General features: G+C 70.8%; 8 protein-coding genes. 6 read left to right on the top strand and 2 right to left on the bottom strand.

All coding sequences use genetic code 11. The annotated features are described in order from the left end of the window. Nucleotides 1–29: 29 nt before the first annotated feature. Complete coding sequence (gene glgP, locus AB0J53_RS24025) at nt 30–2,612, bottom strand: alpha-glucan family phosphorylase (RefSeq protein ID WP_364175917.1); 2,583 nt, start codon at nt 2,610–2,612, stop codon at nt 30–32. 240 nt (nt 2,613–2,852) lie between these two features. Between glgP and AB0J53_RS24020 the strand changes: the two genes are divergently transcribed. The 3 genes from AB0J53_RS24020 to AB0J53_RS24010 all read left to right on the top strand — a co-directional run bounded on the left by AB0J53_RS24020 (nt 2,853) and on the right by AB0J53_RS24010 (nt 8,182). Continuing rightward, the gene (locus tag AB0J53_RS24020; protein WP_364175914.1) at nt 2,853–5,063 is read left to right on the top strand and encodes an alpha-1,4-glucan--maltose-1-phosphate maltosyltransferase; all 2,211 of its coding nucleotides are present in this window, start codon (nt 2,853–2,855) and stop codon (nt 5,061–5,063) included. A gap of 71 nt (nt 5,064–5,134) precedes the next feature. Further along, nucleotides 5,135–6,835 (top strand): maltose alpha-D-glucosyltransferase, encoded by a 1,701-nt coding sequence (treS, locus tag AB0J53_RS24015; protein ID WP_364175911.1) that lies wholly within the window; start codon nt 5,135–5,137, stop codon nt 6,833–6,835. 3 nt (nt 6,836–6,838) lie between these two features. Continuing rightward, nucleotides 6,839–8,182, top strand: a complete 1,344-nt coding sequence (locus AB0J53_RS24010; RefSeq protein WP_364175908.1) for a phosphotransferase — start codon at nt 6,839–6,841, stop codon at nt 8,180–8,182. A 17-nt stretch (nt 8,183–8,199) separates the two neighbouring features. On the opposite strand, the gene AB0J53_RS24005 is transcribed toward AB0J53_RS24010, so the two are convergent. Further along, complete coding sequence (locus AB0J53_RS24005) at nt 8,200–9,720, bottom strand: MFS transporter (protein ID WP_364175905.1); 1,521 nt, start codon at nt 9,718–9,720, stop codon at nt 8,200–8,202. Between the two features lie 145 nt (nt 9,721–9,865). Between AB0J53_RS24005 and glgB the strand changes: the two genes are divergently transcribed. The 3 genes from glgB to AB0J53_RS23990 all read left to right on the top strand — a co-directional run bounded on the left by glgB (nt 9,866) and on the right by AB0J53_RS23990 (nt 15,417). Then, nucleotides 9,866–12,013: a 1,4-alpha-glucan branching protein GlgB gene (gene glgB / locus AB0J53_RS24000; protein WP_357590340.1), complete on the top strand. Its 2,148-nt coding sequence runs from the start codon at nt 9,866–9,868 to the stop codon at nt 12,011–12,013. A gap of 87 nt (nt 12,014–12,100) precedes the next feature. Next, nucleotides 12,101–14,038 carry a S8 family serine peptidase gene (locus AB0J53_RS23995; protein ID WP_364175902.1) on the top strand — a complete coding sequence of 646 codons (1,938 nt, stop codon included), beginning with the start codon at nt 12,101–12,103 and terminating at the stop codon, nt 14,036–14,038. Between the two features lie 62 nt (nt 14,039–14,100). Continuing rightward, nucleotides 14,101–15,417, top strand: coding sequence for a S8 family serine peptidase (locus AB0J53_RS23990; protein WP_364176461.1), 1,317 nt, complete (start codon nt 14,101–14,103; stop codon nt 15,415–15,417). The last annotated feature ends 28 nt before the right edge of the window (nt 15,418–15,445 follow it).

The following is a 15,445-nucleotide window of genomic DNA, read 5'->3' as shown; positions in this document are numbered from 1 at the left end:
GGTTCAGCACATTTCTACCGGGAGCCGCCCTACCGCAACGTCCCGTTGGTCATCCCGGCGGGCTCCTCCGGAACGGCGACCAACCCCAGCTCCGCGCTGGCGGCCACCAGCGGGTGGTGGGGCACGACGCGCACGGTGTAGCCGAACGCGCCGGTGCGGTCGAGCGGGACCACGCCGATGTAGTGGGCGCGACCGTCGTCGTCGACGCCGTCGGCGGAAAGCGCCAGGTAGGCGGGGTGCAGCAGCTCGTCGTGCGGGCCGACCCGGCCGTAGGCGGCCTCCACGCGGACGTCGCCCGGCTCCAGGTCGCCCAGCGCGACCGTGGCGCGCAGCTCCAGCGACGCGCCGACCTCCGGCGTGTCACCCACGCCGGACGCCTCCACGTGCTCCACCCGCACCCCGGGCCAGCCCTTGGTCACCTTGAGCCGCCAGGCCGCGAACGCCCTGGCCGGCGCGTGGTGATCGGCGGACAGCTCGCGCGCGGCCCGCGCGGCCGGGGTGTAGAGGTCGACCACGTAGTCGCGCAGCATCCGCCCGGCGAGCACCTTGGGGCCGAGCGAGGTCAGCGTGTGCTTGACCATCTCCATCCACCGGCGTGGCAGCCCGTCGCCCGCCCGGTCGTAGAACCGGTCGGACACCTCGTGCTCGATCAGGTCGTAGAGGGCCGCCGCCTCCAGCTCGTCGCGCCGGTCGGGGTCGCTGACGCCGTCGGCCGTGGGGATCGCCCAGCCGTTGGTGCCGTCGTACCACTCGTCCCACCAGCCGTCGCGGATGGACAGGTTGAGGCCGCCGTTGAGCGCCGACTTCATGCCGGACGTGCCGGACGCCTCCAGCGGGCGCAGCGGGTTGTTGAGCCACACGTCGCAACCCTGGGTCAGCAGCTGGCCCAGCGCCATGTCGTAGTCCGGCAGGAACACGATGCGGTGGCGCACCTCGGGCCGGTCGGCGAACTTGACGATCTGCTGGATCAGCTTCTTGCCGCCCTCGTCGGCCGGGTGCGCCTTGCCGGCGATCACGATCTGCACCGGCTTGTCGGGGTGGAGCAGCAGCTCGGTGAGCCGTTCGGCGTCGCGCAGCATGAGCGTGAGCCGCTTGTAGGACGGCACCCGGCGGGCGAACCCGATCGTCAGCACCTCGGGGTCGAGCACGTCGTCGATCCAGCCGAGCTCGGCGGGCGAGGCGCCGCGGTCGCGCCACGAGGCGCGCAGCCGCTCCCTGGCCCCTTCGACCAGGCGGCGGCGCAGCGTGCCCCGGATGTGCCAGATCTCCGCGTCGGAGATCTTCTGCACGCCCTCCCAGCCGCGCGCCCGCTCCAGCAGCGACGGCAGCTCGCGCCCGGCCAGCTCCATGAACTCGCGGCCCACCCAGGTCGGCGCGTGCACGCCGTTGGTGATCGAGCCGATCGGCACCTCGTCGAGGTCGAAGCCGGGCCACAGGTTCTTGAACATCTCCCGGCTGACCTCGCCGTGCAGCTCGGAGACGCCGTTGACGCGCTGGGCCAGCCGCATGCCCATGACGGCCATGTTGAACCGGCTCGGGTCGGCCTCGGCGCCGAGCGCCAGGATGCGCTCGACGGGCACGGTCGGCCAGGCGTTGTCGCCGCCGAAGTGGCGGGCGATCATGTCGACGGGGAACCGGTCGATGCCCGCCGGAACCGGCGTGTGCGTGGTGAACACCGTGCCGGCCCGTACGGCCTCCAGCGCCTCGTCGAACGAGAGCCGCGCCTCGGTCAGCTCGCGGATGCGTTCCACGCCGAGGAAGCCGGCGTGGCCCTCGTTGGTGTGGAAGACCTCGGGGTCGGGGTGCCCGGTGATGCGGCAGTAGGCGCGGATGGCCCGCACGCCGCCCACGCCCAGCAGCAGCTCCTGCATCAGGCGGTGGTCGGTGCCGCCGCCGTAGAGGCGGTCGGTGATGTCGCGGGCGGCGCTGTCGTTCTCGGCCACGTCGGAGTCGAGCAGCAGCAGCGGCACCCGGCCGACCTGCGCCACCCAGACCTGCGCGTGCAGCACCCGGCCGGCGGGCAGGCCGACGCGGACCTTGACCGGCGTGCCGTCGGCCTCCTTGAGCTGGCTCAGCGGCAGCCCGCCCGCGTCGAGCGACGGGTAGTGCTCCAGCTGCCAGCCCTCGGGCGAGAGCGACTGGGTGAAGTAGCCGTGGCGGTAGAGCAACCCGACGGCCAGGATCGGCACGCCGAGGTCGCTGGCCGCCTTCAGGTGGTCGCCCGCCAGGATGCCGAGGCCGCCGGAGTACTGCGGCAGGGCGGCGGCGATCCCGTATTCGGGCGAGAAGTAGGCGATGGCCCGGGCGGCGTCGGGCAGGGTCTGGTACCAGCGCGGCGCGGTCATGTATTCGCGCAGGTCGTCGGCGGCGTCGGCGAGCCGGCGCTGGAAGCGGCGGTCGGCGGCCAGCTCGGCCAGCCGTTCGTGGCCGACGGCGCCCAGCAGCGCGACGGGGTCGTGGCCGATCTGCTCCCAGAGTGCGGCGTCGACCTCGGCGAAGAGGTCCATCGTCTCCGGGTGCCACGACCAGCGCAGGTTGTGGACGAGCTCGCCGAGTGCGGCCAGCTCCGCGGGCAGGACGGTCCGGACGGTGAACCGGCGGATAGCTCTCACAATTTCGAACCCTATGGGCTAGGAGGGACCTCTGAGTCCTTCACCGGGAGGGAGGAACTTCAAACCCCTTCCAGGAGGAAGCATGAAGAGGGACTATTGGGGCAACTTCTTCCAATGTCAGTTCTCCCGGGGACACTCGGGGGTTCTATCCACTGCTGCCCGCAATTCACATGCAAGGATCGTTCCTGCCACGGAAAGCCTCCGGCGGTACCGAGTGTGCCGTCGCAACCTTTGAATGCGATGATCGGACGAATTCCCATCACGGACATCTCCCCCGTCGTCGACTGCGGGCAGTGGCCCGCCAAGGCGGTCGCCGGTGAGACCTTCGAGGTCTCGGCCACCGTCTTCAGGGAAGGCCATGACGCCGTGGCCGCCGGGGTGGTGCTCACCTCGCCCGACGGCCGCCGCGAGCGGCTGAGACGGATGCGCGAGCTCGCCCCGGGCACCGACCGGTGGGCGGTCGACGTCTGCCTGCCCGCCGAGGGCGAGTGGCTGTTCCGCGTGGAGGCGTGGAGCGATCCCATCGCCACCTGGCTGCACGACGCGGAGATCAAGATCCCGCGTGGCATGGACACCGACCTGATGTGCGAGGAGGGCGCCCGGCTCTTCGAGCGCGCCGCCAGGGCGGTGCGCCAGGCCGACTGCCCGGGGCCGAACGGGACGGGCCACCCGGCGGTCCAGGCCCGCACGACCGGCACGGCCGCCCCGGGGACCACTGCGGGAACCACCGCAGGGGCCACTGCGAGGACCACCGCCGGGAACGGGGGCGCCAACGGCCGCAACGGGGCCAACGGCGGCAACGGAAGCAACGGGGCCAACGGCAACGGCAACGGCGACGGGGCCTGCGGGCACCGGGCCGCGCTGCTCGCGATCGCCTCGACGCTGCGCAACGAGGAGCTGGACCCGCGGGCCAGGCTGTCGATCGCGCAGTTGCCGGAGACGGCCGCGCTGCTGGCCGCCCACCCGCTGCGCGACCTGGTGACCAGGGCGAAGCAGCACCGGATCAGGGTGGACCGGCGCCGGGCGCTGTACGGGTCCTGGTACGAGTTCTTCCCGCGCTCCGAGGGCGCCGTGGTGAGCGACTCCGGCATCACCAAGTCCGGAAATTTCCAGACTGCCGCCAAGCGCCTGCCCGCCATCGCCAAGATGGGCTTCGACGTCGTCTACCTGCCGCCGATCCACCCGATCGGCCACACGTTCCGCAAGGGCCGCAACAACACGCTCAGCCCGGAGCCCGACGAGCCCGGCTCACCGTGGGCGATCGGCTCGGAGGACGGCGGCCACGACGCGATCCACCCTGATCTGGGCACCATCGGCGATTTCGACGCGTTCGTCGCCAAGGCCCGCGAGCTGGGCATGGAGATCGCGCTTGACTTCGCCCTGCAGTGCTCCCCGGACCACCCGTGGGTCAAGGAGCACCCCGAGTGGTTCACGATCCGGGCGGACGGGACGATCGCCTACGCCGAGAACCCGCCGAAGAAGTACCAGGACATCTACCCGCTGAACTTCGACAAGGACCCCGAGGGCATCTACGCCGAGGTCAAGCGGGTGCTGCGGCACTGGATGGACCACGGCGTGCGGATCTTCCGGGTCGACAACCCGCACACCAAGCCGGTGGCGTTCTGGGAGCGGCTGATGGCCGACGTGCACGCCACGGACCCCGACGTGCTCTTCCTGGCCGAGGCGTTCACCCGGCCGGCGATGCTGCAGACGCTGGCCAAGATCGGCTTCCACCAGTCCTACACGTACTACACGTGGAAGAACTCCAAGTCCGACGTCGAGTCCTACCTGTCGGAGCTGGCCCACCAGACCTCGCGCTTCCTGCGGCCCAACCTGTTCGTCAACACGCCGGACATCCTGCACGAGTACCTGCAGCACGGCGGGCTGCCCGCGTTCAAGATCCGGGCCGTGCTCGCCGCGCTGGCCTCGCCGACGTGGGGCGTCTATTCGGGGTACGAACTCACGGAAAATGTCCCAGTACGCCCCGGTAGCGAGGAATACCTGGATAGTGAGAAATATCAGTACAGGCCGCGCGACTGGGCCACGGCCGAACGTGAGGGCCGCAGCCTCGCGCCTTTCATCACACAGCTGAATTTGTTCCGAAGAGCCCATCCGGCGCTCCAGGAATTGCGTAATCTACGGTTCCACATGGTCGACCAACCGGACATCATCTGCTTTTCCAAACGACTCCCGGGCGCCTATGACACGGCCACACGAAGGCACGGGCTGGGCGACGTCGTTCTGGCGGTGATCAATCTGGATCCGCACCACACCCATGAGGCCACGGTCGAACTCGACCTGCCCGCGATCGGTCTCGACTGGAACGCCGAGTTCGTCGTCGACGACGACCTGTCGGGCGAGTCGTACCGCTGGCGGCAGCGCAACTACGTGCGCCTCGACCCTCACATCCAGCCAGCCCACATTCTGACCGTCCGGGCCTCGCCACGGTAGAACTGAATTCAGCGGGGAGTCTTCAACGTGTGTGAAAGCGCCTCCCTCATGAGCAACCCTGGGGGTCGCTCATGAGCTCCACACCCATTCCCAACTCCTTCGACGAGGAGAAGCCGCGCGATCCGCAATGGTACAAGCGCGCGGTGTTCTATGAGGTGCTGATCAGGGGCTTCGCCGACTCCAACGGCGACGGCACCGGCGACATCAAGGGCCTGATCGGCAAGCTCGACTATCTCCAATGGCTCGGCGTCGACTGCCTGTGGCTGTTGCCGCTGTACGAGTCGCCGCTGCGCGACGGCGGTTATGACATCGCCGACTTCATGAAGATCCTGCCCGAGTTCGGGGATCTGGGAGACTTCGTGAAACTGGTCGACGAGGCGCACAAACGCGGCATGCGGGTCATCGCGGACCTCGTGATGAACCACACCAGCGACGCCCATCCCTGGTTCCAGGCGTCCCGCCACGACCCGGAGGGCCCGTTCGGCGACTTCTACGTCTGGTCGGACTCCGACAGCGCCTACTCCGACGCCCGCATCATCTTCATCGACACCGAGACCTCCAACTGGACCTACGACCCGGTGCGCGGCCAGTACTACTGGCACCGCTTCTTCCACCACCAGCCGGACCTCAACTACGAGAACCCGGACGTGCAGGACGCGATGCTGGAGGTGCTGCGCTTCTGGCTCGACCTGGGCATCGACGGCTTCCGCCTGGACGCGGTGCCCTACCTGTTCGAGGAGGAGGGCACCAACTGCGAGAACCTGCCGCGCACGCACGAATACCTCAAGCGGGTGCGCGCCGAGGTGGACCGGATCTACCCGGACCGGGTGCTGCTGGCCGAGGCCAACCAGTGGCCGTCGGACGTGGTCGAGTACTTCGGCGACCCGGTCGGCGGCGGCGACGAGTGCCACATGGCCTTCCACTTCCCGCTGATGCCGCGCATCTTCATGGCCGTGCGCCGCGAGTCCCGCTACCCCATCTCCGAGATCCTGGCCCAGACGCCGAAGATCCCGGAGAACTGCCAGTGGGGGATCTTCCTGCGGAACCATGACGAGCTGACCCTCGAGATGGTGACCGACGAGGAACGCGACTACATGTACGCCGAGTACGCCAAGGACCCGCGCATGCGCGCCAACGTCGGCATCCGCCGCCGCCTGGCGCCCCTGCTGGAGAACGACCGCAACCAGATCGAGCTGTTCACCGCCCTGCTCCTGTCGCTGCCCGGCTCACCCGTCCTCTACTACGGCGACGAGATCGGCATGGGCGACAACATCTGGCTGGGCGACCGCGACGGCGTCCGCACGCCCATGCAGTGGGACCCCGACCGCAACGCGGGCTTCTCCGACTGCGACCCCGGCCGCCTCTACCTGCCGGTCATCATGGACCCGATCTACGGCTACCAGGGGCTCAACGTCGAGGCGCAGCAGAAGAACGCGGGCTCGCTGCTGCACTGGACCCGGCGCATGATCGAGATCCGCAAGCGCCACCCGGTCTTCGGCCTGGGCGAGTTCGCCGAGCTCAACTCCTCCAACCCGAGCGTGCTGGCGTTCGTCCGCGAGCTGGGCGACGACCGCATGCTCTGCGTGAACAACCTGTCCCGCTTCCCGCAGCCGGTGGAGCTGGACCTGCGCAGATTCGTCGGCGTCTCCCCGGTGGAGACGATGGGCGGGGTGCCATTCCCGGCAATTGGCGAACTTCCGTATCTTTTGACGCTTCCTGGGCATGGGTTCTACTGGTTCACCCTCCCGCCGGCCATCACCCAGGAGGAGTAAGACGTGCTGGATGAGCTCCTTGCCGCATGGATCAGCAGACAGCGCTGGTTCGGTGGCAAGGGGCGCCCGATCGACTCCCTGTCGATCGAGTCGGACGTCGTCATCCAGTCCGGCGACCCCAGCCTGCGCCACCTGATCGTCTCCGTGTGGCAGGACGGCTCCCGCGAGCGCTACCAGCTCCTGCTCGGGCTGCGCACCGAGCTGCCCGACACGCTCAACCACGCCCTCATCGGCCCGTACGCGACGGGCGGCGCCGAATGGTCGGCCTACGACGCCGTCCACGACAACGAGCTGACCCACTGGATGCTGGAGTCGATGGCGGGCGGCACCGGCCAGGACGGCGTGCGGTTCCGCCACCTGCCCGGCGTCGAGATCGACACCTCGCCGCGCAGCCTCGTGCTGGGGGCCGAGCAGTCCAACACCTCGCTGGTCTTCGGCGACGCGTACATCTGCAAGCTTTTCCGGCGGCTCATTCCCGGCGTCAACCCCGAGCTGGAGGTCGTCACCGCGCTGGCCGAGCGCGGCGCGCCGCACGTCGCCCAGCCGTACGGGTGGATCGAGACCGACCTGGACGGCACGCCCACCACGCTGGCCATCATGCAGGAGTTCCTGTCGAACTCCACCGACGGCTGGGACCTGGCGCTGACCAGCGTGCGCGACCTGTACAACTCGCTGTCGGGGCTGTCGGCCGCCGACGCGGGCGGCGACTTCGCGGCCGAGGCGGCCAGGCTCGGCGCGGCCACCGCCGCCGTCCACCGCGAGCTGGCCGCCGCCTTCCCCACCGGCGTGGTCGAGATGCACGAGGTCAAGCGGATGGCCGAGGGCTTCAGGCGCAGGCTCGGCCGGGCGGTCGCCGAGGTGCCCGAGCTGCGCCCGTACGTCGGCGTGCTGGAGGCCGCCTACCACCAGGTCGAGGAGCTGACCACCGAGGTGCCCGTGCAGCGGGTGCACGGCGACTACCACCTCGGCCAGGTGATGCGCACCACCACCGACTGGGTGGTGCTCGACTTCGAGGGCGAGCCCGGCCAGCCGCTGGCCGAGCGCCGCGCCCTGTCCTCGCCGCTGCGCGACGTGGCCGGGATGCTGCGCTCCTTCGACTACGCCGCCCGCCACCTGCTCGCCGGGCACTCCGAGGCCGAGAGGCTGGAGCCCAAGGCCGAGGAGTGGTCCGCCCGCAACCGGTCGGCGTTCCTCGACGGCTACCTCCAGGGCGGCGGCCTCATCACGCCCGGCGACGCCGCCCTGCTGCGGGCCTTCGAGCTGTCGAAGGCCGTCTACGAGGTCGTCTACGAGGCCCGCAACCGCCCCGCCTGGATCTCCATCCCCCTTGCGGCCTTCCGCCACTGATCAGGCCCCGCGGCCGGTCAGTCGTGGGCCGGGGCGGGGGTGTCGGCGCTGAGGGCGGGGACGTGGCGGAGCACGGTGGCCGCCATGATCGCCGCCGCGAGGACGACGATGGCTCCCGCGCCCGCCGCGACCGCCAGCCCCGAGCCGAACGCCTCCCTGGCCGCGTCGGCGAGGGCGGCGGCGACGGGACCGGGCTGGCCGGACGCGACGGCGATCGCGCCGCCGAGGGTGTCGCCGGCCGCCTCGGCCGCCTCCGGCGACACCCCGTCCGGCACGGTGAGCCGCGCCGTGTAGACGGCCGCCGCGATGCTGCCGAAGATCGCCAGGCCGAGCGCGCCGCCGAACTCCTGGGCCGTCTCCGACAGGGCCGCCGCCGAGCCTGACCGCTCCGGCGGGGCGGAGCCGACGACCATGTCGGTGCCGAGCACGAGCAGCGGCGACGCGCCGAGGAAGAACAGCGTCTGCCCGGTCACCAGCGGCGCGAGACCCGGCTGGGTGAGCAGGAGCAGGCCGCCCGCGCCCAGCACCAGCCCGGCGGCGGCCACGTACCCGGGCCTGATGCGGCGCGCCAGCGGCGGCGCCGCCACGAAGCCCGCGACGACCGCCAGCGTGGACGGCAGCGTCCACAGCCCGGCCTCCAGCGGCGACAGCCCGAGGACGAGTTGCATGTACTGGCCGGCGAGCAGGCCCAGGCCGGGGCCGACCAGGATGACGAGCATGAGGCTGGCCAGCGAGCCGCTGAAGCGGCGGTCGGCGAACAGCTTGAGGTCCAGCAGCGGGGCGGGGATCGTGCGCTGCCGCCGGATGAAGACCACGGCCAGCGCCAGGCCGGCGGCGAGGGCGAGGATCGCGAGCGGGCCCGGCTCACCGGCGGCCAGCTCCTTGACGCCGTAGGTGGCGGCGAGGGCGGCCACGACCGACAGCACGACGCTCACCAGGTCGAGCCGGCCCGGGTCGGGGGCGCGGTACTCGGGCAGCAGCAGCGGCCCGGCCACGAGCAGCACGGCCATCACCGGCACGCCCAGCAGGAACGCCGACCCCCACCAGAAGTTCTCCAGCAGCGCGCCGCCGACCAGCGGCCCGATCACCATGCCGCCGCTGAACCCGATCATCCAGAAGCTGATCGCGGTGGTCCGCTGGGCCGGGTCGTGGAACATGTTCCGGATCAGCGACAGCGTGGACGGCATCAGCGTGGCCCCGGCGACGCCGAGCAGCGCCCGCGCGGCGATGAGCACCTCGGCGCTCGGCGCGTAGGCGGCCAGCGCGGAGGCCACGGCGAACGCGCCCGCGCCGATCAGCAGCAGCTTCCGGCGGCCGATGCGGTCGCCGATCGTGCCCATCGTGATCAGGAACCCGGCTATGAGGAACCCGTAGATGTCATTGATCCACAACAGTTGCGCGCCGGTCGGGCGCAGGTCCTCGCTCAGGGCCGGGGCGGCCAGGTGGAGCACGCTCACGTCAATGGACAGCAACAGGGTCGGCAGGATGAGGACGCCGAGTCCGATCCACTCCCGCCGGCCGGCACGTTCTATGTTCATGCATGGAACGTTAAGAACTCAATTGCGCTTGAGGTCAAGTTCTCCCGGATAAACCCAAGATTCCGCACTTTCGGTGATTGTCTCGGTGAAAGCGGGCAGTGGCTGGGTTGGACGGTCGTCGTAGGGCAGGGTTGGGAGCATGCCGATGAGGACAGAGCTCGACCGCCTCGCGGGCGGGGCGCACCATGATCCGCACTCGGTGCTGGGCGCGCACCCGGTTCCGGGCGGGGTCACGTTCCGGGCGCTGCGCCCGCTGGCCGAACGGGTCAGGGTGGTGCTGGACGACGGCACGGCCCACGACCTGAAACACCAGGCCCACGGCGTGTTCGAGACCACGGTCCAGGGGCTGGACAAGGTGCCCGCCTACACGCTGAGCGTCCAGTACCCGGGTCACGACCCGCACGAGACGCGCGACCCGTACCGCCACTGGCCGACGCTGGGCGAGGTGGACCTGCACCTGATCGGCGAGGGACGCCACGAGCGGCTGTGGGAGGTGCTCGGCGCGCGCGTGATGGAGCACCAGGACGTACGCGGCACCGCGTTCGCCGTGTGGGCGCCCAACGCGCGCGGCATCCGCGTCGTCGGCGACTTCAACCACTGGGACGGCACCGCCTACCCGATGCGGTCACTGGGCCGTTCGGGCGTGTGGGAGCTGTTCATCCCCGGCCTGGAAGCGGGCGAACGGTACAAGTACCAGATCCTGGGCGCCGACGGCGTGTGGCGCGACAAGGCCGACCCGATGGCCCGCCGCACCGAGGTGCCGCCGCAGACCGCCTCCGTCGTCGAGGAGTCGCTCTACACCTGGGAGGACGACGCCTGGATGGCCGCGCGCGGCGACAAGCAGGCGCGCAGCGGCCCGATGAGCATCTACGAGGTCCACCTGGGCTCGTGGCGGCCCGGCCTGTCCTACCTGGAGCTGGCCGACCAGCTCTCCGAGTACGTGGCCGACATGGGCTTCACCCACGTGGAGCTGCTGCCGGTGGCCGAGCACCCGTTCGGCGGCTCCTGGGGCTACCAGGTGACCTCCTACTACGCGCCGACGGCCCGCTTCGGCACGCCCGACGAGTTCCGCAGGTTCGTCGACCGGATGCACCAGCGCGGCATCGGCGTGCTGCTCGACTGGGTGCCCGCGCACTTCCCGATGGACGACTGGGCGCTGGCCCGCTTCGACGGCACGCCGCTGTACGAGCACGCCGACCCGGCCAGGGGCGAGCACCCCGACTGGGGCACGTACGTGTTCGACTTCGGCCGCAGGGAGGTGCGCAACTTCCTGGTGGCCAACGCCCTCTACTGGCTGAAGGAGTTCCACATCGACGGGCTGCGGGTGGACGCCGTGGCCTCGATGCTCTATCTGGACTACTCGCGGCGCGAGGGCGAGTGGACGCCGAACGTCTACGGCGGGCGCGAGAACCTGGACGCCGTCGAGTTCATCAAGGAGATGAACGCGGTCTGCTACCGGGAGGCGCCCGGCATCACGACCGTGGCCGAGGAGTCGACCGCGTGGCCGGGCGTGTCACGGCCGGCGCACCTGGGCGGCCTCGGGTTCGGCTTCAAGTGGAACATGGGCTGGATGCACGACACGCTGGAGTATCTCCGGCACGAGCCGGTCTTCCGGCAGTATCACCATCACCAGATGACGTTCTCCCTGATCTACGCCTATTCGGAGAACTACGTGCTGCCGCTCTCGCACGACGAGGTGGTGCACGGCAAGGGCTCGCTCATGGGCAAGATGCCCGGCGACGAGTGGCAGCGGTTCGCCCAGTTGCGGGCGCTGCTGGCGTTCATGTGGGCGCATCCGGGCAAGCAGCTGCTGTTCATGGGCGGGGAGTTCGGCCAGGGCTCGGAGTGGTCGGAGGAGCGCGGGCTCGACTGGTGGGTGCTGGAGTTCGACGGGCACCAGGGCGTGCAGCGGCTGGTGCGCGACCTCAACCGGCTCTACCGCGACACGCCCGCGCTGTGGGAGCAGGACTCGACGCCCGACGGGTTCCGGTGGATCGACGCCGACGACGCCCCGGGCAACACGTTCTCGTTCCTGCGCTACGCGGCCGACGGGTCCGCGGTGGCGTGCGTGGTCAACTTCAGCGGCGGGCCGCACGAGAGCTACCGGCTGGGCCTGCCGTACGGCGGGGAGTGGACGGAGGCGGTCAACACCGACGCCTACGAGTACTGGGGCAGCGGCGTCGGCAACATGGGCGCGATCGAGGCTGTCGAGGATCCCTGTCATGGGCTGCCCTACTCCACGACGTTGCGGGTGCCGCCGCTGGGAGCTGTCTGGTTGACGAAGCCCGCCTGAAAGTCTGGTGAGAAAGGGGCTCCGGCCCTATATCTGGGGGATAAATCGCCCTAAACTCCGAGATCATCCCCTTCTCGGAGGACGCCGGTGCGATTCCGCCCCCTGATCGTGTGCTCGCTCGTGCTCGCGCTGCTGCCCGCGGCGCCCGCCCTCGCCGCCGATCCGACGGCCGCACCGGTCCCGACCGCCGCCCCCAGCCCCGCTCCCAGCACTGCTCCGAGCACTGCTCCCAGCCCTGCTCCGAGCACCCCTGAGGAGAAGGTCGAGGAAGGGTTAGGCGTCGACGGCGGCACCGTGCGGGCCATCGTCGAGCTCACCCAGCCGATCCCCGCCCCGATCTCCGAGATCGGCAACGCCGAGGTGCTGCTGCAGCCCGAACGCCAGCCGTTCGTCGTCGTCGAGGGCACCGCCGAGGAGCTGGCCGCGCTCGCCGAGGACCCCAATGTCACCTCGATCCGCCGCGACCGCGCCTACCCGCCGTCGCTCGTCTCCAGCCTCCCCCAGATCGGCGCCGACAAGGCGCACGCCGCCGGCTTCACCGGCAGCGGGCAGAACGTCGTCGTCCTGGACACCGGCATCGACGCCGGCCACCAGGCCTTCACCGGCCGCATCACCGCCGAGGCCTGCTTCTCCGCCGTCGACCAGGGCGTCAAGTCGCTCTGCCCGAACGACCAGACCAGCCAGACCGGCCCCGGCGCCGCCGACGCCACGACCGCCAACTGCCTGGCGGGCGGCGTGAACCTGTGCGACCACGGCACCCACGTGGCCGGCATCGCCGCCGGCGTCGCGCCCCAAGCCGGGATCATCGCCGTCCAGGTGTTCAGCCGCGTCGAGGACATGGACGTGTGCGGCGAGCCCGTCTGCCTGCTGGCCTTCGAGTCGTCGCTGCGGCTGGCCATGGACCACGTGGCGTCGCTGACCGCCCCGATCGCCGCCGTCAACCTCAGCCTGGGCGGCATGCCGTCCGAGACCTCCTGCGACACCAGCGAGGAAGGCCAGGTCCTCAAGCCGAAGATCGACGCGCTGCTGGCCAAGGGCATCGCGACCGTGGTCGCCGCCGGCAACGAGTACTTCGAGGGCGCCTCCTACCCGGCCTGCATCACCTCCGCCGTGGCCGTGGGCGCCAACGACGACGGCGACGCCATCGCCGACTTCTCCAACCGGGGCGCGCTGCTCGACCTGTTCGCGCCCGGCGTGGACATCGAGTCGGCGGTGCCGGGCAACCAGACGACCGTCTACAGCGGCACCTCGATGGCCACCCCGCACGTCGCCGGGGCGCTGGCCCTGATGAAGGCCGCCTCGCCGCAGACGCCCATGCCGGAGCTGATCGACAAGCTCAAGACGACCGGCAGGCCGTACGTCTACCAGGCCAACGGCGTCCAGGTGCGCACGCCGCGCCTGGACCTGGCGGCGGCGCTCGCCGGGGCGGCCCCGCAGCCGGAGATCAGCCAGAACCCGCCGACGCTCCCCGGCGGGCCGGGTGACCCCGACTCGCCGGACCCTGATTCGCCGGACCCCGGCACCGATCCCGAGCCGGAGCCGACCGGCAGCGGCCCGACGCCCCAGCCCGACCCGGTGGACCCGGACCCGACGCCGGTCCCGCTGCCGACCGTCACGGTCACGGTGACGATCACCGCCACCCCGAAGGCGCCCGCGACCGTCTGCACGCGCGGAACCTCGGCCAAGCCGATGACCACCAAGCAGTGGGCCGTGGAGGTCTACCGGGGCACCGGCTCGATCGACGACGCCACCCTGACCTGCTACCTCAAGCTCGCGCACAAGGCCAGCAAGGTCTTCCCCGAGCTGACCAAGGCCTCGTCGCTGGGCAAGGCGTACCGGGTGCTCAAGGCGAGCAGGACGGCCAAGCAGCGGCTCGACAGCGCCCTGCTCACCGGCTGGCTCAACTGGGCGCACGGGATGAACAACACCAAGGTCCTCAACTCCTCCGAGAAGGTGCGGCTCTCCGCGAAGTCCACGAGCACCGCGCTCAAGAAGGCGGCCGCGAACGTCCTCAAGACTCGTTAATCACTCGGGAAACCCCGACATCACGCGCCCCAGGTGCGGGCATCTGTCCCGCCGTGAGACGAATGCTCCTGGTGGCTGCGGCCACGACCTCGGCCTTGCTCGCCGCGACGGCCGCCGGGCAGGCCGACACCGGTGACCCGGTGATCAGCCCGGCACTGATCGCCCAGCTCGACACGCACCAGAAGGTGCGCTCGATCGTCGAGGTCAAACCCGGGCAGAGCGTCACCGCCGTCGCCGGCGACGTCGAGAAGGGCTCCTCCTCCGCCCGGGTGCTGGAGTCCACCGAGTCGCCCACGTTCTTCGTCGCCGAACTCGACGCCGACGCGCTCGCCCTCCTCAGGAAGGACGCCCGGGTCAAGGCCGTGTACGAGGACGCGCTCAGCAAGCCGTTCCTGGCCGAGACCACCAAGGTGATCGGCGCCGACAGGGCCCACGCCGCCGGCTGGACCGGCAAGGGCGCCACCGTCGCCGTCCTCGACACCGGGATCGACCGCGACCACCCGTTCCTGGCCGGCCGGATCGTGGACGAGGCGTGCTTCTCCACCTCCGACGCGGCGAGCCAGGCCGTCTCCCTCTGCCCCAACGGCCAGGCCAACCAGACCGGGCCCGGAGCCGCCGACGCCGAGACCCGCCAGTGCCTGGACGGCGGCGCCAACCGGTGCGACCACGGCACCCACGTCGCCGGCATCGCCGCGGGCAAACTCGTGACCGGCGCCCCCGCCAACGGCGTCGCCCCCGAAGCGGGCATCCTGCCCATCCAGGTCTTCTCCCGCATCAACAGCGCCGTCGCCTGCGGCACCACGCGGGTGCCGTGCTTCCTGAGCTACACCTCCGACCAGAAACTCGCCCTCGAATACGTCGCCAGGGTCGCCAAGGAACGCAACGTGGCCGCCGTCAACATGAGCCTCGGCGGCGGCGGGCCGCACCGGCGGCACTGCGACGCCGACCCCGGAGCGGGCGCGCTCAAACCGCAGTTCGACCAGCTCATGGCCCTCGGCGCGGCCCCCGTCGTCGCCGCCGGCAACGACGGCTGGACCGACGCCGTCGCCTCCCCCGCCTGCGTCTCCACCGCCGTCACCGTCGGCGCCACCGACGACGCCGACCGCATGGCGCCCTTCTCCAACCGGGGCGTGCTGCTCGACCTGCTCGCCCCCGGCGCCGACGTCACCGCCTCCGTGCCCGACGACGCGTACGGGCTGATGAGCGGCACGTCCATGGCCGCACCCCACGTCGCCGGCAGCTTCGCGCTGCTGAAGCAGGCGTACCCGAACCTGACCGCCGCCCAGGCGCTGCAACGGCTCCAGACCACCGGCCTGCGCATCGACACCACCGCCCGCGTCGACGCCGCGGCCGCCACCACCGGCACACCGCAAGTGTGAGCGCACGCCCGGCTCCTGCCGCTTAGGG

The sequence above is a fragment of the Nonomuraea sp. NPDC049725 genome (genome assembly GCF_040674795.1).
Lineage (GTDB): Bacteria > Actinomycetota > Actinomycetes > Streptosporangiales > Streptosporangiaceae > Nonomuraea > Nonomuraea ceibae.
The sequence above is the reverse complement of the archived record's forward strand: the minus strand, read 5'-3'. Positions and strand labels throughout refer to the sequence as shown.

What these genes read in the sequence shown, in the direction of transcription:
- AB0J53_RS24020 (WP_364175914.1), top strand. Translation starts at nt 2,853, where the DNA reads ATGATCGGACGAATTCCCATCACGGACATCTCCCCCGTCGTCGACTGC.
- treS (WP_364175911.1), top strand. Translation starts at nt 5,135, where the DNA reads ATGAGCTCCACACCCATTCCCAACTCCTTCGACGAGGAGAAGCCGCGC.
- AB0J53_RS24005 (WP_364175905.1), bottom strand. Translation starts at nt 9,720, where the DNA reads ATGAACATAGAACGTGCCGGCCGGCGGGAGTGGATCGGACTCGGCGTC.
- AB0J53_RS23990 (WP_364176461.1), top strand. Translation starts at nt 14,101, where the DNA reads ATGCTCCTGGTGGCTGCGGCCACGACCTCGGCCTTGCTCGCCGCGACG.
- glgB (WP_357590340.1), top strand. Translation starts at nt 9,866, where the DNA reads ATGAGGACAGAGCTCGACCGCCTCGCGGGCGGGGCGCACCATGATCCG.